Here is a 19,453-nt window from a genome sequence, read left to right on the forward strand (position 1 = left end):
CTCACCATGAATATGCTTGCTTTATCTTAACGGAAATCGCATCTTCGGCAAGGAAAGAATGTTTGTCCAAATATTGACGGGCTTGGTGCATGGATAATTCGACCTATGTCGCGCTGTCTCAGTTGACGGCGCTTGAACGGCAGCTCGACGTGACCGCCAACAATATCGCCAATGCCAATTCCAACGGGTTCAAGGCCGCGCGGGTGCTGTTCGAAAGCTATCTGCAACAGGACGATGCTTCGGCTTCCGGCGAGGGCACCAACTACCTGATCGACCGCGGCTCTTATCTCGACGACGCGCCGGGCGCCCTGGTGCAGACTGGCAACGCCCTCGATATGGCGCTGACCGGGCAGGGCTGGTTCGCCTATGAGCTGGCCGACGGGCGCACCGGTTACGGGCGCGATGGCAGCTTCGTTCTCGACGCGCAGGGCCGGCTGGTCACCGCGAGTGGCGCGCAGGTGCTGGACGCGGGCGGCGCGCCGCTGAATATCCCGCCGGAATTCGCCAGCACCGTGAGCGTATCGGGGGATGGCGTAATCTCCTCGACGGCGGGTGGCGTGCTGGGGCAGGTCGGCATCTTCACCCTGCCCGACCGGCAAAGCCTGTCGCGCACCGGCGGCGGCATGTTCCTGCCGGAGGATGGCAATGCACAGCTCGAACCCGACGACACCGGCACCCAGATCCTTCAGGGCGCCGTCGAGAGCAGCAATGTGCAGGCGGTGAGCGAGGTCACGCGGCTGATCGACATCCAGCAGGCCTATCAGCACGCGCTCAACCTGGTCTCCTCCGAGGACGATCTGAAGAAAGAAATGCTGAGCCGCATCGGCCAGACCAGCTAAACGAGGGAAAAGACGATGAAAGCTCTGAGCATCGCCGCGACCGGCATGATGGCGCAGCAGACCAATGTCGATGTCATCTCGAACAATATCGCCAACGCCAACACCACCGGGTTCAAGAGCGCCCGGGCGTCTTTTACCGATCTCATCTACGAGAACATGTCGCGCGAGGGCGCGGTGACCGCCGAAGAGGGCAACACCCGGCCCGTCGGGCTCGATGTGGGTCTGGGGGTGCAGGCCGTGGGGACGGTGCGGCTCAACACCCAGGGCGGGCTGGCGCAGACCGAAAACCAGCTCGATCTGGCGATCGACGGGCGCGGCTATTTCACCATCAACCTGCCCGATGGCGGTCAGGCCTATACCCGCGACGGCAGCTTTCGCCTGTCCGCCGAGGGGCAGATCGTCAACCAGCAGGGCTTTGAGGTCGATCCCGGCGTCGTGCTTCCGGACAACACCACCGCCGTCGAGATCAGCGACACCGGCATCGTCAGCGCATATGTGGAGAACGACACCGTGCCCGTCGAGGTCGGCCAGTTCACCCTGACCACCTTTGTCAACGACGCCGGCATGCGCCCGCTGGGCGACAATATGCTCGAAGCCACAGTCGCCTCGGGCGATCCGATCCCGGCGCTGCCCGGCGATGCGGGCATCGGCATCCTGCGCCAGGGCTATCTGGAAAGCTCGAATGTCGACATCGTGCGCCAGATCACCGATCTCATTCAGGCGCAGCGTGCCTATGAGATGAACTCCAAGGCCATCGAAACCGCCGATCAGATGATGTCGGCGGCCAACCAGATCAAGTAAGCCATGCTGCGCCGCCTTCTCCCCCTGCTCTGCGCTCTTGCCCTGACGCCGTTCGCCGCTCTGGCCGAGGCGCCCGAAGTGCTGATCGAGGAACAGGCGCGGCAGAGTTGGGGCAACGAGCTGCCGCCCGAGGCGCGCATTCATGTGCGCTTTTCCGGCAGCCGGATCGACGAGGCCGATCTGATCTCGGCCTTCTGGATGGATCGCGACAGCGGCCAGTTCCTCGCCAACGCGGTGACGCCCGAGGGGGTGACGCATCGCTTGCAGGGACGGCTGATGGCGGTGCAGGCGCTTCCGGTGCCCACCCGCCGGCTGATGCCGGGCGATCTGGTCGGGGTGGATGACGTGAAGACCGTCGAGCTGCCGGTAAAGCGTGTCGGGGCCTACACGATCACCGAGACTGACAAGCTCGAGGGCATGCAGGTGCGCCGGATGCTGGCGGCAGGCCGCCCGGTGATGACGCAATCGGTGATGGAGCCGCTGGTGATCGACCGGGGCGACAAGGTGAATATTCTATTTGACGACGGCCGGCTGGTTGTGACCGCCCCGGGCCGCGCGCTGGACGACGCTCATCGCGGGCAGGAGCTGCGCATCGTCAATCTGGTCAGCAACAAACCGCTTCAGGCCGTGGCCCGGGGCGAAGGACTCGTGGAGGTGATCCGATGACCGGTCTGCGCCCTGCCCTTCTCACCGCCTCCGTGCTGGCGATGCTCGCCGGCTGCGGCACGCCCGCCTTCGACCGCGATCCGGAACTGAGCCGCCTCGGTGTCGATCCCGGCGATCTGGCGGCGGCGCGCAGCGTCAACGTGCCGATGCCGCCCCCCGAGCAGGAGCGCATCCCCTACCGCGCCGAGGCCGCCTCACTCTGGGAGCGCGGCTCGGGTGGCTTTTTCGCCGATCAGCGCGCCACCACCATCGGCGACCTGCTGACCATCGTGATCGAGATCGACGACGAGGCCAGCCTGCGCAATGAATCGGAACGCTCGCGCACCGGTGGCAGCACCATGGCCTTCCCGAAATTCTTTGGCTACGGCTCGCAGATCGACAAGATCCTGCCCGGGGTCGAGCCGGAGGATCTGCCGTCGGACAATATCGTCGATATCACCTCGACCACCGGCGCCTCGGGCACGGGTGAGATCGACCGCAACGAGTCGATCTCGCTGCGCATGGCGGCGCTGGTGGTGCAGGAGCTGCCCAATGGCAATCTCGTCGTGGTCGGCCGGCAGGAGGTCAAGGTCAACGAAGAGCTGCGCGAGCTGCGCGTCTCCGGGATCATTCGGCCGCAGGATATCGACCGGGGCAACACCATCGCCTATGACAAGATGGCAGAGGCCCGGATCAGCTATGGCGGGCGCGGTTCCATCAGCCGGCAGCAAAGCCAGGGCTATGGCGAGGATGTCATGGACATTATCCTGCCTTATTGAACCGGAATTTAGTCATTATTTAAATAAACTATCGCCAGAATCCCGCGCCATACCAGAGGCTGAAGCAGCCAGTGCGGGATTCGGAAATGAAAAAAGCTTTTGTCGCCTTTGCCACCCTGCCGGTCCTCTTTGGCGCCGCAGGCTATGGAGCCGGGCAGCTGCTGCCCAAGGCAGAGGAACACAGCCCGCAACACGCGGTCGAGGAGCCGGGTCGCTCCGATGCCGAAAAGGTGCTCGACCATATGGCGAGCCATGCGGTGGAGAATCCGGGTGCTGCGGTCGAGCAGGAACCGCACAAGCTGATCAAGCCGGCGGCCGAAGTCATCCACAAACCCGAGGCGTCCGAAGCGAGCCTCATCCGCAAGGATCCGCTCGGCGACAGCAGCGTGGTCAAGCTGGGCCGGATGAGCTTTCCCGTTTATCGCGCCAACAGCGTGACCTATGTGGTCTCCGAAGTCGGCGTGGCGATGCGCGATAAAAAGGTTGCCGAAGTGTTCAACGAGGCCGAAAACGCCTCGCGCCTGCGCGACGCGGTGTTGACCTCGATGCACAAGGCCGCAAGCAGCTCCTCGATGCGGGGCGTGAACATCGACACCCACAGCCTGTCGGAAACCCTGTCGACGGATCTCCGCGCAGGCTTTGGCGAGGATGTGTCGAACGTACTCTTTCTGTCGTTGGTCAAGGCGGACGTGCCGCGCAGCTGACGCCGCCTCAGCGCACCTCTTCGATCATGCCGGCCAGAACGGTATCGTTGTTTGCCAGTCGCAACGTCGCAAGACCGTTTTCATAGGTCATGCTCTGCACCTCGGATGACGCATAGGTCTGCGAAGCGATCGCTTTTCCCTTGGAGTCGAAGGCTTCGAGTACCATCACATACTGCCCTTCGGGCAGCGGCAGCCCTTCGTAATCCATACCGTCCCAGGTGACCTCATGCAGGGTTCCCGGGGTCAGAGGCACATCGTCATAGCTTCGCAAGACCGTGCCGTCCGCGGCCTGGATGGTCAGTACCGCACGGTCCGCCTCGGCGCCGAGCCGATAGCCGGCGACGGCACTGCCGCCCTCAAGCGCGATCTGATCCGTGGGCGCAACCACCGTCCGCCCGATCAATGAAAGCCCGGTGATCGCCGACATGCTGGAGAGCTGCGAGGCGATGCCTTCGAGGTTGGAATTCGTGGCCACCGATTGCTCGACCTGGCTCAGCTGCGCGAGCTGAGAGATGAAGGTGGTGCTGTCCATCGGCTCCAGCGGATCCTGGTTCTGGATCTGCGCTGTCAGCAGCGTGATGAAGCTTTGGTAATCCTCGCTAAGCTGGCTCATTGCGTTGGAAGACGCAGTGCCGGCGCCTGCGGGGCTGCCAAGGCCGAATGGGTCGATTGCCATCGAGCGTTCCTCTCAAGTCAAACCTGAATGTCGACGCCGCCCGCCTGCGGGCGCGCCGTGTGATGCTGTGTCTCGGGACTGGGATCGCCCGCGTCATCCGTGTCCGCGCCGCCGAAAGCGCCGCTGAACGGAGCGGGACGCTGTCCCTGCGTCTGGCCCTGCCCCGGGTCGCGCGTACCGAGATCGGAAAAGCTTAGCCCGCGCGTATCCACCTGATGGCCACCGTCGCGCAGCAGGTTCAGCAGCCCGTCGCGGTCGGCCCGCAGCAGCGAGAGAACCGAAGACTGCTCTGCCCGTACCGTGACCCGCAGATGTCCGTTGTCGTCCGGGGTCAGCTCGATCTCCACCTTGCCGAGACCTTCGGGTTTCAGTGCGACGCGGATCTGCCCGTCCTGACCGAGCTGCGCGCGCACCTGACCGAGGATCTGTTCGGAGCTTGGCAGCGGCGGGGCCGGGCGCGGCGGTTGTGCGGTTTCGGCGGGCGCCGGCGGCGCGGCGACGGACATCGGCAGGCTTGGGGGCGGCGCGGTCAACTGGGTCGGAAGTGTCGCCTCCACGGTGTTGGCGGCCGCGCGCAACGGCGCCGCGGTCAGCTCGAGCGGCGCCTGCGCCGGTGCAGCCGCATGCACGGAAGCCATGGCCGTCGCCGAGGCGCCGACCCGATAGGCCTTGATCGGCTCGGTGCGTCCCGCCGCAACACTCACGATGTCCTCCGCTTCGCCGAGCGAGACCGGCGTCACCGGCAGCGGGACCGCTTCGGCGTCAATTGCGGCAGGTGCCGACATTCCGCGCGGTGCGTCACGTTCCGGTTGCAGTGTGGTGACCGGTGCCGCCGGGGGTGTCGCCCCGCGGGGCGACACGGGCGCCGCTGCCCGCCTCTCAGGCGCTGCGGGGGGCACCGTAATCTCTGGACGGGCCGCCGCGCTTTGCGGGGCCGGTTCTGTCGCCAGTGTGGTCTGCGGCTGCGCTAGGGTCTCCGCGCGCACCAACGGCGTTTCGGGGACCGCTTCGGGCCCTGCCGGGGCGGACGAGCTGGGGGCAGGCAGCGGCGGCGGCGCCTGGTCGCTGGGTTTTGCCGCTTGGTCGGCCGGTCTTTTCACATCGGGCTGCGCGGCTTTGGCCGTCGCCGCCGGAATCTCCGTCGCCTCCGTCGCGGGACGTTCGATGACGCTCACGGGCGTGCTCGACCGGGCTTCGACCTCCGGAGCGACGTTGCGGGGAATGGTCCCGTTGTCGACATGTGGACGCGTCAGCGCGGTGGCCTCTGCCACAATGCGGGCCACCAGCTCGGGCAGCGCCGCGGGACGGTCTGTCTCCGCGTCGGTCACGGGCACGGCCCCGAGGAGGCCTTGCCGCAGCGCGGGCACGGCCTCGGCGAGCGCCCGCCATGGCACCGGAGCGTCCGGCTCTTCGGCCTGGGCGGCGGTGGGCTCCGGCATTGCCGCACGCAGCTCGGAGAGCCGCTCCGGCGCGGCTGCCAGGATCTGGGCAAGATCTGAAATCAGCGGCGCGACCAGCTCGGCCAGCTCGTCGTTAGTGAGATCGGGATCTGCCAGGCGCTCTTCGGCCTGCGCAAACCGCGCGGCGATTGCGGCGCTGGTCTTGTCGCTATTGGCAGGTGGCGTTGGCGCCGTTTCGTCTTCGCTGCGCAGCAAGGACAGGAGCGATGCGAAAAGGCCGCTTTGCGGCGCAGTGCCGGATGCGGCTGGCGGCAGGTCCGGACCTTGCGCCGCAGCGGTGAGCAGGGAAAACAGTTTGATCATGACAACACAGTTCTTGAAAATCCGCCGTCGATAAGATTGCGCCGCAGCCGGAGCATGGCGCGTTTTTCGAGTTGGCGGAGACGGTCCTGCGACATGCCGAGATCCGAGGCGATGGCGCAGAAGGGTTCAGGTTCGGGCTGAAGCCGGCGGCGGCGGATCACCTCGGCCTCTTCGGGGTTCAGCGGCGCGAGGGCATCCGCAAGGATCTGGTTGAGCTGCTTGTGACGGCTTTTCTGGCTGACCCATTCTTCGGGGCTCATATCGCCGGATACGAGGATGTCGCGGGGTTCGCCCGGGTCGTCGGCGCCGCTGTCGATGGTCACTGTCGGCTGTGCGGCAAGGCGGACCAGAGCGCCCTCATCCTCGGGCAGTCGGCCCAGCTGAGCATCGAGATAGGTGCGGGCCGGAATGTCGATCACCGCCTTGATCCGAGACAGTGCGCTCGACACGCCGTTCATCACCCACCAGGCCGCATATGTGGAAAAGCGCACCTCCTGCTGGCGGTCGAAACTGTCGGCGGCGCGTAGCAGCCCCAGCATGCCCTCGGCGGCGAGATCTTCGAGATGGGTCGGGTTGTCCGTGTAGCGCGCGGCCTGCGACCAGGCCTGCCGCGCATGCGCGCGCAGCAACAGCTCGAGCGCCTTTCGGTCGCCACGGTCCTGCCAGCCGCCGATGGCGTCGCGCTCCTGCTCGAAACTGAGCAGCGGCTCGCGCATTGCGGCCTGATACGACATCGACATCATGAAGAAACGCTTGCCCCATCCTTGCGTGCAAGAACAGGTAAACATAATTCTTCATGTGCCGGAAGAATTTAATGATTTACTGAAGGTTAAAGCGTGTCGGCAGGCCGGTTTGCAGCGGGATCGGCATGCGCTCCGGAGCGCCGAGCGTCACGCGCAGGACGATCTCCATGCGCTCGGCCCATTCCTCGAGATCAAGTGGTTCGTCGGAGACGCAAAGCAAATCGCCGTCGATCATCTGTGGATCTGGCGCGGAAAACCCCGGGTCGAGATCGCGCAGATATCGCGTCAGCTGCGGCTGCCAGAGGAAATCCGGCCGCGTGAAGAGATTGGGGTCGGGCAGCAGTGGGCGCTGATCGGCCAGCCAGTAACGGTGCAGGCTCTGGCCGAGGCCCTGGCAGAAGCGGCGTAGATCGAGCGCGCGGCCCTTGACGCGCAATGCGGTAACCCGCCGCGCGGCGGCGTGGGCCATGACATAGAGGGCATCGGTTTCCCGTTCCATCGGCACGCTGGCCAGGCTGAGCATGAGCTGAAGGCTCTCGCCCACTGCGGCGCCCAGCAGCCGGGACAGATCCGTCTCATCACGCGGCAGGAACAGCACCAGCGTGCCGTAGGGCAGATCCAGCGGCAGCTCTTCGACGAGCACGTCGCCGAGCGGCAGTGCCGGCGCCAGTTCGAGCCCGTCGGACATGGCCAAGGCACGGTTGCAGGCGCCACCTGCGACCAGCGCGACCGACCGGACCGGCAGGATCTGTGTGAACAGCGTGTCGAAGCCGTCATAGATCTCCGGTTCCGGCAGAGTCACATCGTCCTGCCAGATCAGATCAAGCACCTTTCCCCTGCGCATCGTTGCCCCGTCCCAAGTGTTTTTTTGTCCCTGGGATCACCGTATTTCTCGGTTAAACCTGCTGAAACCCACCAAATGTAAAGCAGCACACTAAATCTAGCGAAGCACAGCCATCACATCACTATATAGGTGGCATCAGGCGGTTTTTCTAAGGTGTTGTTTTTGCCGGTGTTTATCACGAGAGCGGCGGAAGCCCGCCGGCGCCAAGTCTTAGTAACACCCTCTGTATTTTCTTAACACAACTGAAAAAACTTGTGGATATATGGCGCAATCAAGGACTCAGGGCACCAAATATGGCGAAATACGCGACGGTTTCCCCAAGCCTCAGAGGTCCATACGGCAGGAATGCGCTGGCCCTACACGGAGTTTTGCGGAATCGTCGGAGCGAGTCGCAAAAAACCGCCGGGCTGCAAAGGCAGGGACTTTGGCCTATTGTGCCGGCCGGGCGCTTTCGGGGTAGCGCACCGTGACGCTGATCCGGCGGTTCTCCGGCGCGTCCGGCTGCGCCGGATCCAGCGGCGCCGTGTCTGCCAGGCCGGAAATCCCCGTGATCCGTGAGGCACTGACGCCGTTTTCCACCAGCACGCGACGGGTCGCGTTGGCACGGTCGGCGGACAGCTCCCAGTTGGAGTAGGTGCCCGCCCCGGAATAGGGCACGGAATCGGTGTGGCCGGAAATGGTCAGGTCGTTCGGCAGCTCGACCACCGCGTCGGCGATGATCCGCAGCAGATCGCGCGTCTTGTCCACAATTCGGGCGCTGCCGGTCGCGAACATCGAGCTTCCGGTCTTGTCGACGATCTGAATCTCCAGCCCGTCCTGGGTCCGGTCGAAGCGCAGATGCTCCGACAGGTTCTGAAGCTCGGGTGTCGAGATCACCTGTGCGGTAATCTGCTCCTCCAATCGGTCTTGTGCGGCATCCCAGTCTTGCTGGGCGCGCTCCGCTTCGGCAGCGGCCTGGGCGGCCTCGATCCCGTCTGGACCGGTCTCGTTGATGGTGGCGACCTCGCGTTCGCCCTCCGGGCGGGTGTCGTACTCGACCACGACATTCGGGGCGCTGTCGCGCAGACGGCTGTCAAACACCGCAAGCGGGTTCTCTTGACCGAAGCTGGGCAGCTGCACCGGCGTGGCCGGGCCGTCTGTGCCGCTCATCACGCCATCTTCGGCAAGCACGGTGCCATCGAGCAGCCCCTCGCCACGCCCGCCGCTTTCCGACAGGCTGGGTGTAAAGTAGTCGGCCAGTCCGCGCAGTTTCTCTTCATCCGATGCCGCGAGAATCCAAAGCAGCAGAAAGAAGGCCATCATCGCGGTCATGAAGTCGGCATAGGCCACCTTCCAGGCGCCGCCATGGTGGCCGTGCCCGCCGTCTTCCTCGATGCGCTTGATGATGATCGCTTGTTCGTTGTTCCCGGCCATGGGTCAGCGGCGCGCCTATCCTGTGACGACCGAACGGTCGTATTTGCCCAGGCCCGCCTCTTTGGCGTGGCCAGCCTTCTTTCGCGAATAGCTGGGGGCGACCAGCGGCATATCCTCGGGCAGGCCAAAGGCGGCGCGATACTCCGCCTCGGTCAGGCCGTGTTCTGCTCCGAGATGCCGCTTGAGCATCTTGAAACCGCGCCCGCAGCACAGGCAGTAGACCTTGTCCTCTGTCACAGCCTGCTCGATGGGAAGCGCCGGCTGCATCTGCGGTTCGGACCGGGTTACCGGAAGCGGGGCCGGCTCCTCGGTCATTTCGCCGTTCAGGCGGCGGTAAAGCGCCACGATCTCGTCGGGGGTCACATCCGGGCGCGAGGCATAGGCCGCGACAATGCGGCTGACCGTTTCCTGCTTCACATCCTGTTCGCTCATTCTGCGTCCCTGCCGTTTGCCCTGCGAAAGCGCTTGCCCATCCGGATCGGTTGGTTTTGCCCGTCGTTGTCTTTGGTCCGGTCGCACCGTTTGCGATCTGCTTGTCTCTGATCGTAGCGGAAACCGGGCTCTTAAGGAATACTATCCTTGAAACTTCATGGATCGGGCGGCTTTTCGCCGCTCTGCATAGGCCTGCGAGACCATGGGATAGTCCTCCGGCAGGCCCCATTTCTTGCGGTATTCTTCCGGGCTCATGCCGAATGTCTCGCGAATATGGCGCCGCAACAGAGGCATGCGCTGCCCCGTCTCTTGGCAGGTCAAATATTGATCGCCCGGCACAGATGCCGTGTCCGGAATGGCCCGGCGGGCCAGCCGTCCGAGAAGGCGATGCAGGAGGGTCCTCATCTGGCAGACCTCTTCTTGTTGTTCTTTTTCATATCATCGGCCAGTAAATACGATCCCAAGGTTAATCCTTGTTGAAAACATCAAAAAAAATTCGCACAAACCTTGACGTTTTGAACAGGGCCGCAGGTGAGTAGCATGGCGACGGCACAACGGGCCTCTTTCGCGGTGGTGGTCGAGCGCGACACGGCGCGACGCAATGCCTGGGCGGCGCTGCTGCGCAAAGCCGGCTTGCGGCGCGTGCTGCGCCGCGCCCGTCCCGGCGAGATGCCGGATCTCATCGCCGAGGGCACGCCGCTGACCGCGATGATCGTCGGGCTCTCCGCCCATATGCCGCGCGACGACGATATGCTGGCGCTGATCGCCAGCGCCCGCCGCCATGCGCCGGAGGCGGTCATTCTTGCGGTCGATCACGGCAATCGACCGCGCGGTGCGGCGGAGGCCTTTGCTGCCGGCGCCGATGACGCTCTGCGCGCCGATGCCGATCCCAGCGAGTTGCAGGCGCGGCTGGCAGTGAGGTTGAACAGCGCGGCGCATGTCGCTCAGCGCGCGGCGCGCCTGGTGCGGTTGGGGCTGACACCGATCGAAGAGCGCATCTTTGCCTATCTCAACACCCACCGGGGCGAGATCGTCGACCGCCCGACGCTGGCCCGGGTTCTGGGCGAGGACGACTGGAGCTATGGCGACCGGCGGTTCGACGTGCATATCGTGCGGATCAGGCAGAAGCTCGAGCTGCATTTCGGCGATGCGCTCAGGGTTCGGACGATCCGCGCGCAGGGCTATGTCCTGGAGGGCGAGGCGCGGATTTAGCTAATCCGCCCAACGCGCGCCAAGGGTGGCCAGCGGATCCGACCAGTCTCCCGCCTGACGCTGGCGATGCAGGTGCAGCACGCCATACCAAGGATCTTGTTCGCCCTCTCCGCCCCAGTACCACATGCATTCCGATCCGGCAGGCAGCAGCAGATGCGCATCCGGATGGCCGAGCGCGCCCGCCATATGTGCGGTGGTGTTGTCGATGGTGATCACATGATCCAGCGCAGCGAGTTGCGCCGCGAACCCTGCAAGATCGCGCATTTGGTCGATGCCGGGATCGCGATAGAAGGTCAGATCGGGGCGCACGGCCTGCGCGGCGGCGATCTCGTCCCGGGTGTCGCCATATTGCAGATCGACGACAAAGGCGCCCGTGGGCAGCGCTGCAACGATTTCGGTCGGCGGCAGAGAGCGCAGGGCGCCGATCAGTGAACGGCTGGCCCAGGAAAGTCCGAAGATCGGACGCCCGTCGGCCAAAGTCTCATACCGCGCGCGGAGCTTCTGCACCGCGCTGGCCTCCGGCGCCAGATAGGGCCCGCGCCGGGCCTCGGGCGCGCTATCAGACAGGTATCGCGTCAGATCGCCGAGAAACACCATTTCCTGCGGCGCGACCGGCGGGGTGACGTCGCTCAGATCGGGCTGAGAAATGTGCCGCAGGCCCAACCCGTTGTCGCGCAGCAGCGCCCCATGCCTCGGATCGCCGACAAAGATCAGCTCGGCACCGTCCTTGAGAGGCGCGATGCGCAGCAGCGACAGCAATGCGATCTGGTCACCGATCCCCTGTTCGGCCATGACAAAAAGCCGATCCTGTGCGCCCAGATTTTCGGGCGCGGCATTTTCCACGGGCAGCTTGCGGCGCTGCGCTTCGGGCGGGCGTTTCGCGTAATGCGGCGCGCCCTCGGCATAGCGCCCGTCGCGATAGCAGAAGACCCCATAGGCCTTGCGGATACGCGGCTGCTCGCCGGCGATATGCATCGCCTCCTGATACGCGGTTTCTGCGCCTTCCATGTCGCCGCGATCCTGCAAGACATTCGCCACCATGCCGCGCGCCTGCGCGAACCCCTCGGGCGTGGCGAACTCGAAGCTCTCGGCGAAATCCAGCGCCTCGTCTCCCTTGCGCTGAAGCCGCAGCGCGGTGAGCAGTATCAGCGCAAGCTGGTCGCGGTCTTGCAGGTCGTCCAGAAGGTCGCGCGCGCGCATCTCGGCTTCGGCGATCTGCTGGGTGTAGAGCAGCGCCTGCGCCTGCGCGATCTGATGCGCCTCGGGCGCCGGATCGAGCACATAGGCGCGCTCGAAACAGGCCGCCGCGCGCTTGGTCTCGTCGACCTCCTGTAGCGACAGGCCCAGCTTGTAGGCGAGATCGGCGCTGTCGAGCTTTTGCGCCAGCGGCTCCAGCAGTTTCGCCGCGTGCAGGCGCCGGCCCAGCCGCCCGGTCAGATCGAGATAGAGCAGCAGCATGGGCACATCCCTGCTGCCCGCCTCTATCGCCCGCTCCATAACCGCCACCGCAGGCTCGACCTCGGCACAAAGCACATGCGCCTTGCCCAGCCCGGCCAGTGCTCTTGCCCCGCGCGGGGCACACTCGACGGCCTGAGAGAAGAACGCCTTCGCGGTCTCGCCCTCGCGCTGGGTCAGCGCCGCACTGCCGAGCAGGATCCAGCCATGCGGGTTTTTCGGATGGCGCTGGGTGACCGGATGCGCCAGCCGCAGGGCGCCGCCCAGATCGCCCTTCTGCATGGTCAGATAGGCGTTGTGAATCGCCAGCGCGTCGTCGCCCTTGAGCCCGTATAGTTTCGAGGCCTTGGCGATGGCGGCGCGTTTTTCCTTGCGGGAAAGGGTCTGCGTGGTCATGGCCTGTCCTTCGGTACGGCGAAATAATCCATGGTGTTGCGGTAAGGCGTGCTGTCGGCGACGCGGTAGCCGGCCTTGCGGCACCAGCGCTGGACAAAGCCCATCACGTTGGGCCGCAGCACCTCGACCCAGATCACCGGGCGGTCGCGGGCGATCAGTTCCGCCGCACCGTCGAGCACTTCCAGCTCCATTCCCTCGGCGTCGATCTTGATGAAATCGACCCTGTCCTCGCCCAAAAGCGCATCCAGTGAGCGGGTTTCGATGCCACCATCCTCGGCGGCGACCAGCCGTGTGGCGCCGAGGTTGTCGGCGTCAGCGGTCTCGGCCACGAAGCGCCCTTCGCCCGCCCCGGCACCCAGCCCCATGCCCCGCCGGTCGATCACATCGTTCAGCCCGTTCGCGGCGATATTGGCGTCGAGCAGCGCCAGCGCCTCGGGGTTGGGCTCTACCGGGTAGATCTTCGATGCGCCGAGATGGCGGGCATACCAGACGACGTGATTGCCGATATTCGCTCCAACCTCGACGATGCGCGGCGCCGGGCGGTCGATCAGCTTCTTCAGCTTTTCCAGCGAGTCCGTCTCGAAATAGCGGCCCTGAAGATAAGCCGCCTGAATGAGATCCCCGGGATTGGTGAGCCGCATCCGCACCGGCGCCGCGCCACCGTCGTCGAACTCCGCCCAGGCGGTGACCTCGGCGAGCTGCGCTTTCCATTGCTGCTGAACAGAGCGCGCCCAGTCGGCGCCGGTGGCCGAGCGCGGGCCGGTCGAATGCTGGCCGCGCTGGTTGACGAAAAAGATCTCGGGCCGCTTGGCGCAGCGCGCCTCCGCCCAGAGTGTGCAGTAGAATTTGTAATCCTCGCCGGTATCCATCGCGGTGTCGAACCCGACCCGCGCCGCCAGCGCCGTGCGGAAGAAGCCGCCGATCTGCACCGCGTTATAGGGCTGCACCGAAAGGAACGCCTCGCGCGTGTCGATGCGCTCCGGCTGGCCCTCGCGAAGCTGCGGCTCGCCGCCCGCATCCAGCGTGCAGATCAGACCCCACACCGCCTCAAGATCGGGTTCGGCCTCGATCACCCGCCCAAAGGCCTCGAACGCATTCGGCGTCAGGATGTCGTCGGCATCGAGGAAGAACACCCAGTCCACGCCTTCGGCCAGCGCCCGCTGCAACGCCTCGTTGCGCCGCGCCGAGCGTCCGTGCCGGCCCTGTGTGTCGTCCATCGCATAATGGCGGATCTCGGAGAACGGCCCCGTGTTCCACGCCTCGGCCTGCGCAACCGACGGCGCACAGACCTGCTGGAACAGCGCCTCGTGGCCCGGGCCGACCGGCGTGATGATGGCGCAGATCACCGGCGCGACCGCGGCGCCTCTGAGGCGACCTGCTGCGGAAGCAGATCGCTGAGCCCGGCAGGCATCTCGACCGCGTTGATCATCGTGCCAGTCGCCACGCCGAGCCCGGCCAGCGCTACCAGGGCGGCGCGCGCCGGGGTGAAGAAACGGCGGCGTTTTTTGGCCGGAACAGGCTCTGTTTCGGTCACCTCGGGCTGCGGAATCGCAGCGCCCGGCGCCACAAAGACACCCTGGGCTGTCACCGTCACCTCAGCCAGGCGCGGCCCCTTGGCGAAACGCTGGCGCAGGCCCTCGGGGAAGAAGCTTTCGGGGATGTCGATCACCAGCGGGTCGCCCAGTTCCCAGCCGTCGACCGCCTTGCGCGGCAGCACGAAGCGCGAGAAATCGTCACGAAAACCGACCTCCTGCACCAGCTGCGTGCGGGTCTTGATGGTCACCTGCTCGGGCGCCAGCATGAGACGCACGCCGCGATGATCGAGGCTCAGCTCACCCTCGGCGATGCGGCATTCGCGATCCTTCACCGCCTCGGCGGCGGCGTAGCCCTCGGGCATGCTGGAGGCCGGTTTCGGCTCTTTCGGGGTGCGCCGCCCGGCATCGCGGATCTCTGAGAAATGCAGACGCGGGCGCCAGCGGAAGGGCTCCAGAGCCTTCTGCACCGAGGCAGGGGTGGGCGCTGCGGATTCGGCAGCCTTGGCCTTGCGGGTCTTTTCGAACTGGTAGTTGATCAGGTAGTCAGCGGCCATCTCGGCCAGATCCGTCTCGTCCTCGACCAGCGCCAGCAGTTTCTGTTCATCGGAGAACATCACGCGCCGCGTCGGATAGCCCTCCACCGCCGGCACCACCGCGAACTCGCCCGGCGGGCAGTCCAGCACCGCACCGGCCTTGCGGAACACCGCCTTACCCTCTTCGCGATGATGCAGAAGCATCTCGCAAGTGCCCGCGTCGTCGAGACACAGGACCAGCCCGATCTCTTCCGGCCAGTCCGTAAAGACGCTCATGAGGTCGGCGGCCTCAAAGAAATACGCGAGTTTTTCGGCGATCATGATGGTGAGCCCCGCACTGTTCTTCTATTTGATTAATCTATCCTTGTTTATGCTTGAAAGAAAGTCAAATTTACTTATGATTTAACATGAATTGCCGGATCAGTCCGGCGCGCGAAACCAGAACAGAGACCACATCCAATGACGCTGATTCTCGGACTTGTCCTTGTGTTTGGCCTTGTTTTCGGGGGGTTCATCCTGTCGGGAGGCAAGATGGACATCGTGCTGCACGCCCTGCCCTTCGAAGGTATGATGATCGGCGGCGCGGCCCTCGGTGCCTTTGTGATCGCCAACAGTCTCGATGTCATCAAAAGCTCCTTTGCGGGCGTCTTCAAGGTGCTCAAGGGGCCGAAATGGAAGGCCAAGGATTATAGCGATCTGCTGAATCTGCTGTTCGAGCTGACGCGGATCTACAAGGCCAAAGGCATTCTGGCGCTCGACAGCCATATTGAATCGCCCAAGGACAGCGAGATTTTTTCCCGCTACCCACGCATCGCCGCGGATCACTTCGCCATCGATCTGATCCGCGACAGTTTCCGCATGCTGTCCATGCAGTTCGATGATAAATACGCCACTGAAGACGTGATCAACCGCAAGATCAAAAAGCATCACCATGAGTCGCTGGCCTCGGTCCATGCGATTCAGGCGGTGGCCGACGGGCTGCCCGCCATCGGCATCGTTGCGGCCGTTCTGGGTGTGATCAAGACCATGTCCTCGATCGACCAGCCGCCCGAGATCCTCGGGGGCATGATCGGCGGCGCGCTCGTGGGCACGTTCCTCGGCGTGTTCCTGGCCTATTGCATGGTTCAGCCGGTCTCGGGCCGTCTGAACCAGATCGAGGAAGAGGACAGCGCCTTTTACCACATCATCCGCGATGTGTTCGTGGCGATGGTCTCAGATCATCCGCCCAGCATCTGTGTCGAAATCGGGCGCGGAAATATTCCGACCCGGATGCAGCCCGATTTCTATGCGGTCGAGGCCGCGCAGAAAGAGCTGCCCGCCGCATGATCCCCTGGCGTGCCCTCCCGCTGATCCTGCTGGCCGGGGCGGCGCTGGCCGCCGGCGCGCCGGAGGCGGAGGACAAGGAAGAAACCCCGAGTTTTGCCTCGGCGGCGGTGAGCGGTGAGTTCGACGCGCTGCCACCGAGCGGCAATGGCTATCCGCTGGCGGTGCTTGCCCGGATCCGCATCGCGCTTGGCGGCGAAGACCCGAACGCGGCACCGGCCGAAGAACTCCCGGCCGAAGAACACGAGGCACCCTCCAATGGCCACTGAGGGCGACCGGCGGCGGCTGCGTGCGCTTGAGATGATGGAGCGGATCAAGCGGCTAGATACCGAAGCACAGGCGCGCGAAACCGGCGCGCTGCGTGCGCGGATGGACCGGCTGGAGACCGAAAAACAGGCTCTGTTGCAGCGCCTTTCGGGGGAGTCGCATATCGACGGGCTGGAAGGCGCGCCCTATCTGGGTCGTTTCATCCGGTCGATCCGGTCCGAGCTCGACCGGATCTCGCATGAGGCGGCCAAGCTGGCGCCGGAGCTTGCGCGCGCCGAGGACCGTTTGCGTGCCGCGCTTTCGGAACAGAAGACTTACGAGATCCTCCGGTTGACCCGGCTGACTGAGCTGCGCAAGGCAGCAAGAAAGCGCGAGGCGACGGCGCAGGACGAGCTCTCGCTGCTGCGCTGGAACCGCTGACGCAGGGCCGGCCGGCCGTTCCACGGCTTCCGGTCAGTGGATTGCCGCGTACATGATCTTTTCCTCCGTCGCCTCGGACGAGGCCATCTCTTCCACGATCCGGCCGCCACGGGCCACGAGGACGCGGTCGGAGATCGACAGGATTTCCGGCAGGTACGAGGAGATCACGATCACCGCCATGCCCCGGTCGGCAAGCTCGCGAATCGACCGGTGGATCTGCGGGATCGCGCCGACATCGACGCCGCGCGTGGGCTCGTCGAAAATCACCACCTTTGGGTCTTGCGCCAGAGACTTGGCGACCACGACTTTCTGCTGGTTGCCGCCGGAATACTCGATGATCTTCAGGCTGCGCTTGAGCGCCGAGATCCCAAGCGCCTCGACCCAACGGTCGGACACCTGCTTGCGCTCCTTCCGCGAATAGAGCCAGCGCCGATTCTTGGGCGAGGCGAGATGGCCCAGATAGATATTGTCGTCGGCGGTCATCGTCTCGAAGAAGCCGTCGAGCTTGCGGTCTTCGGTGATGTAGACGATGCCGTCGCGCACCGCCTGCCGGGGGACGCGGTAGCGGATCGGCTTGCCGTTGAGCAGGATCAGCCCGCCGCGCAGGAAGTTTCGCTTGCGCGCGCCGCAGATGATCTGGGCGACCTCCGTGCGGCCCGCCCCCACCAATCCGGCCATGCCCACCACCTCGCCGGCATAGGCCGAGAAAGACATGTTCTTGACGACGCTGCCCATCGTCACGTTTTCCACGGTCAGAACACGGCTGTGCACATGCGGCGTTTCGGGTGCGGCTGGGCTTTCGCCGGTTAGCTCGACCTTGTTCATCGCGGTGACTTCGCGGCCCACCATCAGCCGGATCACGCTTTCCCGCTCCAGCTCCTTCGCCGGCCCGGTATGCACCAGCTTGCCGTCACGAAGCACGGTGATCCGATCGGCCATCTCCAGCGCTTCTTCGAGCGCGTGGCTGATGAAAACAATGGCGACGCCCTGTGCGCGCAGGCGGTTGAAGAGATGGAATAGGTGCTGGATCTCCTCGGGCGTCAGGCTGGCGGTCGGCTCGTCGAAGATGATGACCCGGGCGTCATGCCGGACGGCGCGGGCGATCTCGACCATCTGCCGTTTCGCCGTACCCAGCGTCTCGACCAGCGCCAGCGGATCGACGTTGAAGTTCAGCGATTGCTGCGACTGCTGCGCGGCGATGTTGATCTTGCGGAAATCGGTGACGAGTTTTTCCATTCCGAGTTCGAGATTCTGCGCCACGGTCATCGACGGCACCAGGCTGGTTTCCTGATAGACCATCGCCACCCCGGCCTTCAGCGCCTCGCCGGGGGCGGCAAAGGAAACCGGTTCGCCCGCCAGGACATATTCTCCGGACGAGAGCTGTACCGCACCCGCGATGATCTTGCAGAGCGTCGATTTGCCTGCGCCGTTTTCACCCAGAAGCGCGTGGATCTCGCCTGGGCGCAGATCGAAATCGACGCCCTCGATGGCATGCACGCCGCCATAGGTCTTGGTCCCCGCGACGATTTTCAGGATCGGCTCCACCTCGCTCATGCCGGAATCCTCCCTGTCTCGGTGTTTTCGGGTGTCATCGGCAGCCAAACAAGCTTTCGCCCGCCTTTCGACAGCACGATAAGCCGTCTGTCGCGCTCCACCATATCGGTGATCCCATGGGTCATGCCCGAGACCCGGCTGTGCAGGCTCTCGATGGCCTCGCCCTCTGCCGTCACCCGGGCGATTAGTCCGTAGGATCGCGGCGGCGCCCAGGGTTTCTGGATGCCCAGCTTCTTGATCCGCCCAACCTGGGTCGGTTCGCGGTAGTCGAAGTGATCGCCCATGGAGGGCCCGATCCAGAGCTCCGGCGCGATCTCCATCATCATCCGGGTCCGGAAAGCATCCTCGCGCAGCACGAATTCCGTTAGCTGCGTGCGCAGCGCGAAAAATGCGATCCAGAAACCGCCCTCCGAGGCGGCGCGGATGCGCGACGGGTAGCCGGTGAAATTCTTCTGCAAGACCTGCATCCCGCTGCCGTCGCGCGCGATGCAGAGCAGACGGTGCGCCCAGGCCTCGGTGACCAGCAGCCGGTCGCCATCGGCCACCACGCCGGCGGGCCAGCGCAGGCCCCGGTGCAGGACGCGCGGTTGGCACAGCCCTGAGTCGCAGGCGATTACCCGCCCGGACCCTCGGTGTTTTTGCATCAGATCCCGCAGCCAGTCCTGCGGACCCACCGTTTGCGAGCCGTCGGTCAGAAAAACCTCTCCACCGGCATCGGTCGCAAGCGCGGTGACGCAGCCAAGAGGCGCGCCGTCCGCTTCGGTGAGACGGGCCTGTTCGGCGCCATCGCGGTCAAGTGCGACCACGCCGACCCCCGCAAGCGCGGCATAGATCAGCCCGTTGCCAAAGCTCAGCGCCCCGACCGGGGCCTCGCATTCGGCGAATTGCGTGGGGCTGCCGGGCGTGCCGGTGGAATAGCGGTATATGCGGTTGCCCGAAGATACGTATATCGCCCCCTCCGGGTCGGTGGTTAGGGCATCCGGGGCATCCAGTTCGGCAAAGGTGGTGGCCTCGTCCAGCCGTCCGTTCGGGGAAAAGCCGCCATCCAGAACCGGGATCGCATGCGGATCACGGTTCGGAAAGAAGATCCGCTCGGCAATTTCGCGCATCAGGGACATA

Annotated in this window: 21 protein-coding genes; 9 read left to right on the top strand and 12 right to left on the bottom strand. The window is 64.8% G+C overall.

What is annotated here, in order from left to right; translation table 11 throughout:
- Positions 1 to 89 precede the first annotated feature (89 nt).
- The 5 genes from flgF (at position 90) to I6N89_RS07460 (ending at position 3,768) form a co-directional block, all read left to right on the top strand.
- On the top strand, positions 90 to 839 hold the full coding sequence (gene flgF, locus I6N89_RS07440; protein ID WP_207017620.1) for a flagellar basal-body rod protein FlgF: 750 nt from the start codon (positions 90 to 92) through the stop codon (positions 837 to 839).
- A 15-nt stretch (positions 840 to 854) separates the two neighbouring features.
- Positions 855 to 1,640: a flagellar basal-body rod protein FlgG gene (flgG, locus tag I6N89_RS07445; RefSeq protein ID WP_207017621.1), complete on the top strand. Its 786-nt coding sequence runs from the start codon at positions 855 to 857 to the stop codon at positions 1,638 to 1,640.
- A 3-nt stretch (positions 1,641 to 1,643) separates the two neighbouring features.
- A complete protein-coding gene (gene flgA, locus I6N89_RS07450) occupies positions 1,644 to 2,306 on the top strand; it encodes a flagellar basal body P-ring formation chaperone FlgA (RefSeq protein WP_207017622.1) in 663 nt (220 codons plus the stop codon).
- Entirely contained in the window at positions 2,303 to 3,064 is a 762-nt protein-coding gene (gene flgH / locus I6N89_RS07455; protein WP_207017623.1) for a flagellar basal body L-ring protein FlgH, read from the top strand. Before flgA ends, flgH begins: the two co-directional genes overlap by 4 nt.
- A gap of 86 nt (positions 3,065 to 3,150) precedes the next feature.
- Positions 3,151 to 3,768, top strand: coding sequence for a hypothetical protein (locus I6N89_RS07460; protein ID WP_207017624.1), 618 nt, complete (start codon positions 3,151 to 3,153; stop codon positions 3,766 to 3,768).
- Between the two features lie 7 nt (positions 3,769 to 3,775).
- On the opposite strand, the gene I6N89_RS07465 is transcribed toward I6N89_RS07460, so the two are convergent.
- From I6N89_RS07465 to I6N89_RS07495, 7 genes are all read right to left on the bottom strand, one after another.
- Positions 3,776 to 4,444, bottom strand: a complete 669-nt coding sequence (locus I6N89_RS07465; protein ID WP_207017625.1) for a flagellar hook assembly protein FlgD — start codon at positions 4,442 to 4,444, stop codon at positions 3,776 to 3,778.
- A 17-nt stretch (positions 4,445 to 4,461) separates the two neighbouring features.
- The gene (locus I6N89_RS07470) at positions 4,462 to 6,207 is read right to left on the bottom strand and encodes a flagellar hook-length control protein FliK (RefSeq protein WP_207017626.1); all 1,746 of its coding nucleotides are present in this window, start codon (positions 6,205 to 6,207) and stop codon (positions 4,462 to 4,464) included.
- On the bottom strand, positions 6,204 to 6,950 hold the full coding sequence (locus I6N89_RS07475) for a sigma-70 family RNA polymerase sigma factor (RefSeq protein WP_207017627.1): 747 nt from the start codon (positions 6,948 to 6,950) through the stop codon (positions 6,204 to 6,206). Before I6N89_RS07475 ends, I6N89_RS07470 begins: the two co-directional genes overlap by 4 nt.
- Before the next feature lie 76 nt (positions 6,951 to 7,026).
- The gene (locus I6N89_RS07480; protein ID WP_207017628.1) at positions 7,027 to 7,779 is read right to left on the bottom strand and encodes a hypothetical protein; all 753 of its coding nucleotides are present in this window, start codon (positions 7,777 to 7,779) and stop codon (positions 7,027 to 7,029) included.
- Positions 7,780 to 8,223: 444 nt separating this feature from the next.
- Entirely contained in the window at positions 8,224 to 9,207 is a 984-nt protein-coding gene (locus tag I6N89_RS07485; protein ID WP_207017629.1) for a flagellar motor protein MotB, read from the bottom strand.
- A gap of 15 nt (positions 9,208 to 9,222) precedes the next feature.
- Positions 9,223 to 9,639 (bottom strand): MucR family transcriptional regulator, encoded by a 417-nt coding sequence (locus I6N89_RS07490; protein WP_207017630.1) that lies wholly within the window; start codon positions 9,637 to 9,639, stop codon positions 9,223 to 9,225.
- A gap of 141 nt (positions 9,640 to 9,780) precedes the next feature.
- A complete protein-coding gene (locus I6N89_RS07495; protein ID WP_207017631.1) occupies positions 9,781 to 10,044 on the bottom strand; it encodes a MucR family transcriptional regulator in 264 nt (87 codons plus the stop codon).
- 135 nt (positions 10,045 to 10,179) lie between these two features.
- Between I6N89_RS07495 and I6N89_RS07500 the strand changes: the two genes are divergently transcribed.
- Positions 10,180 to 10,851, top strand: a complete 672-nt coding sequence (locus I6N89_RS07500; RefSeq protein WP_207017632.1) for a helix-turn-helix domain-containing protein — start codon at positions 10,180 to 10,182, stop codon at positions 10,849 to 10,851.
- Here the strand turns inward: I6N89_RS07500 and I6N89_RS07505 are convergent, their stop codons facing one another.
- The 3 genes from I6N89_RS07505 to I6N89_RS07515 are packed head-to-tail and all read right to left on the bottom strand — an operon-like array spanning position 10,852 to position 15,091.
- Positions 10,852 to 12,702: a tetratricopeptide repeat protein gene (locus I6N89_RS07505; protein ID WP_207017633.1), complete on the bottom strand. Its 1,851-nt coding sequence runs from the start codon at positions 12,700 to 12,702 to the stop codon at positions 10,852 to 10,854.
- Positions 12,699 to 14,048: an FkbM family methyltransferase gene (locus tag I6N89_RS25740; protein ID WP_207017634.1), complete on the bottom strand. Its 1,350-nt coding sequence runs from the start codon at positions 14,046 to 14,048 to the stop codon at positions 12,699 to 12,701. Before I6N89_RS25740 ends, I6N89_RS07505 begins: the two co-directional genes overlap by 4 nt.
- Entirely contained in the window at positions 14,045 to 15,091 is a 1,047-nt protein-coding gene (locus I6N89_RS07515) for a hypothetical protein (RefSeq protein WP_207017635.1), read from the bottom strand. Before I6N89_RS07515 ends, I6N89_RS25740 begins: the two co-directional genes overlap by 4 nt.
- Before the next feature lie 138 nt (positions 15,092 to 15,229).
- Here I6N89_RS07515 and motA point away from each other — a divergent pair, with 138 nt between their 5' ends.
- From motA to I6N89_RS07530, 3 genes are read left to right on the top strand one after another with little or no spacing between them, the layout of a single operon-like run.
- The gene (gene motA, locus I6N89_RS07520) at positions 15,230 to 16,096 is read left to right on the top strand and encodes a flagellar motor stator protein MotA (protein ID WP_207017636.1); all 867 of its coding nucleotides are present in this window, start codon (positions 15,230 to 15,232) and stop codon (positions 16,094 to 16,096) included.
- Positions 16,093 to 16,362: a hypothetical protein gene (locus I6N89_RS07525; protein WP_207017637.1), complete on the top strand. Its 270-nt coding sequence runs from the start codon at positions 16,093 to 16,095 to the stop codon at positions 16,360 to 16,362. Before motA ends, I6N89_RS07525 begins: the two co-directional genes overlap by 4 nt.
- The gene (locus tag I6N89_RS07530) at positions 16,352 to 16,780 is read left to right on the top strand and encodes a flagellar FliJ family protein (protein ID WP_207017638.1); all 429 of its coding nucleotides are present in this window, start codon (positions 16,352 to 16,354) and stop codon (positions 16,778 to 16,780) included. The genes I6N89_RS07525 and I6N89_RS07530 overlap by 11 nt, the downstream gene beginning before the upstream one ends.
- A gap of 33 nt (positions 16,781 to 16,813) precedes the next feature.
- Here I6N89_RS07530 and I6N89_RS07535 read toward each other — a convergent pair whose 3' ends face one another.
- Positions 16,814 to 18,334, bottom strand: a complete 1,521-nt coding sequence (locus I6N89_RS07535; protein WP_236016487.1) for a sugar ABC transporter ATP-binding protein — start codon at positions 18,332 to 18,334, stop codon at positions 16,814 to 16,816.
- Entirely contained in the window at positions 18,331 to 19,452 is a 1,122-nt protein-coding gene (locus tag I6N89_RS07540) for an SMP-30/gluconolactonase/LRE family protein (RefSeq protein WP_207017639.1), read from the bottom strand. The genes I6N89_RS07535 and I6N89_RS07540 overlap by 4 nt, the downstream gene beginning before the upstream one ends.
- Position 19,453: the final 1 nt, after the last annotated feature.

The sequence above is a fragment of the Salipiger abyssi genome (assembly GCF_017311415.1).
GTDB classification, from domain to species: Bacteria; Pseudomonadota; Alphaproteobacteria; order Rhodobacterales; family Rhodobacteraceae; genus Salipiger; species Salipiger abyssi_A.

What these genes read in the sequence shown, in the direction of transcription:
- I6N89_RS07530 (WP_207017638.1), top strand. Translation starts at nt 16,352, where the DNA reads ATGGCCACTGAGGGCGACCGGCGGCGGCTGCGTGCGCTTGAGATGATG.
- I6N89_RS07460 (WP_207017624.1), top strand. Translation starts at nt 3,151, where the DNA reads ATGAAAAAAGCTTTTGTCGCCTTTGCCACCCTGCCGGTCCTCTTTGGC.
- I6N89_RS07470 (WP_207017626.1), bottom strand. Translation starts at nt 6,207, where the DNA reads ATGATCAAACTGTTTTCCCTGCTCACCGCTGCGGCGCAAGGTCCGGAC.
- I6N89_RS07540 (WP_207017639.1), bottom strand. Translation starts at nt 19,452, where the DNA reads ATGTCCCTGATGCGCGAAATTGCCGAGCGGATCTTCTTTCCGAACCGT.
- I6N89_RS07525 (WP_207017637.1), top strand. Translation starts at nt 16,093, where the DNA reads ATGATCCCCTGGCGTGCCCTCCCGCTGATCCTGCTGGCCGGGGCGGCG.
- I6N89_RS07500 (WP_207017632.1), top strand. Translation starts at nt 10,180, where the DNA reads ATGGCGACGGCACAACGGGCCTCTTTCGCGGTGGTGGTCGAGCGCGAC.
- I6N89_RS07495 (WP_207017631.1), bottom strand. Translation starts at nt 10,044, where the DNA reads ATGAGGACCCTCCTGCATCGCCTTCTCGGACGGCTGGCCCGCCGGGCC.
- flgH (WP_207017623.1), top strand. Translation starts at nt 2,303, where the DNA reads ATGACCGGTCTGCGCCCTGCCCTTCTCACCGCCTCCGTGCTGGCGATG.
- flgA (WP_207017622.1), top strand. Translation starts at nt 1,644, where the DNA reads ATGCTGCGCCGCCTTCTCCCCCTGCTCTGCGCTCTTGCCCTGACGCCG.
- I6N89_RS07515 (WP_207017635.1), bottom strand. Translation starts at nt 15,091, where the DNA reads ATGATCGCCGAAAAACTCGCGTATTTCTTTGAGGCCGCCGACCTCATG.
- flgF (WP_207017620.1), top strand. Translation starts at nt 90, where the DNA reads ATGGATAATTCGACCTATGTCGCGCTGTCTCAGTTGACGGCGCTTGAA.
- I6N89_RS07465 (WP_207017625.1), bottom strand. Translation starts at nt 4,444, where the DNA reads ATGGCAATCGACCCATTCGGCCTTGGCAGCCCCGCAGGCGCCGGCACT.
- motA (WP_207017636.1), top strand. Translation starts at nt 15,230, where the DNA reads ATGACGCTGATTCTCGGACTTGTCCTTGTGTTTGGCCTTGTTTTCGGG.
- I6N89_RS07505 (WP_207017633.1), bottom strand. Translation starts at nt 12,702, where the DNA reads ATGACCACGCAGACCCTTTCCCGCAAGGAAAAACGCGCCGCCATCGCC.
- I6N89_RS07475 (WP_207017627.1), bottom strand. Translation starts at nt 6,950, where the DNA reads ATGATGTCGATGTCGTATCAGGCCGCAATGCGCGAGCCGCTGCTCAGT.
- I6N89_RS07490 (WP_207017630.1), bottom strand. Translation starts at nt 9,639, where the DNA reads ATGAGCGAACAGGATGTGAAGCAGGAAACGGTCAGCCGCATTGTCGCG.
- I6N89_RS07535 (WP_236016487.1), bottom strand. Translation starts at nt 18,334, where the DNA reads ATGAGCGAGGTGGAGCCGATCCTGAAAATCGTCGCGGGGACCAAGACC.
- I6N89_RS07485 (WP_207017629.1), bottom strand. Translation starts at nt 9,207, where the DNA reads ATGGCCGGGAACAACGAACAAGCGATCATCATCAAGCGCATCGAGGAA.
- flgG (WP_207017621.1), top strand. Translation starts at nt 855, where the DNA reads ATGAAAGCTCTGAGCATCGCCGCGACCGGCATGATGGCGCAGCAGACC.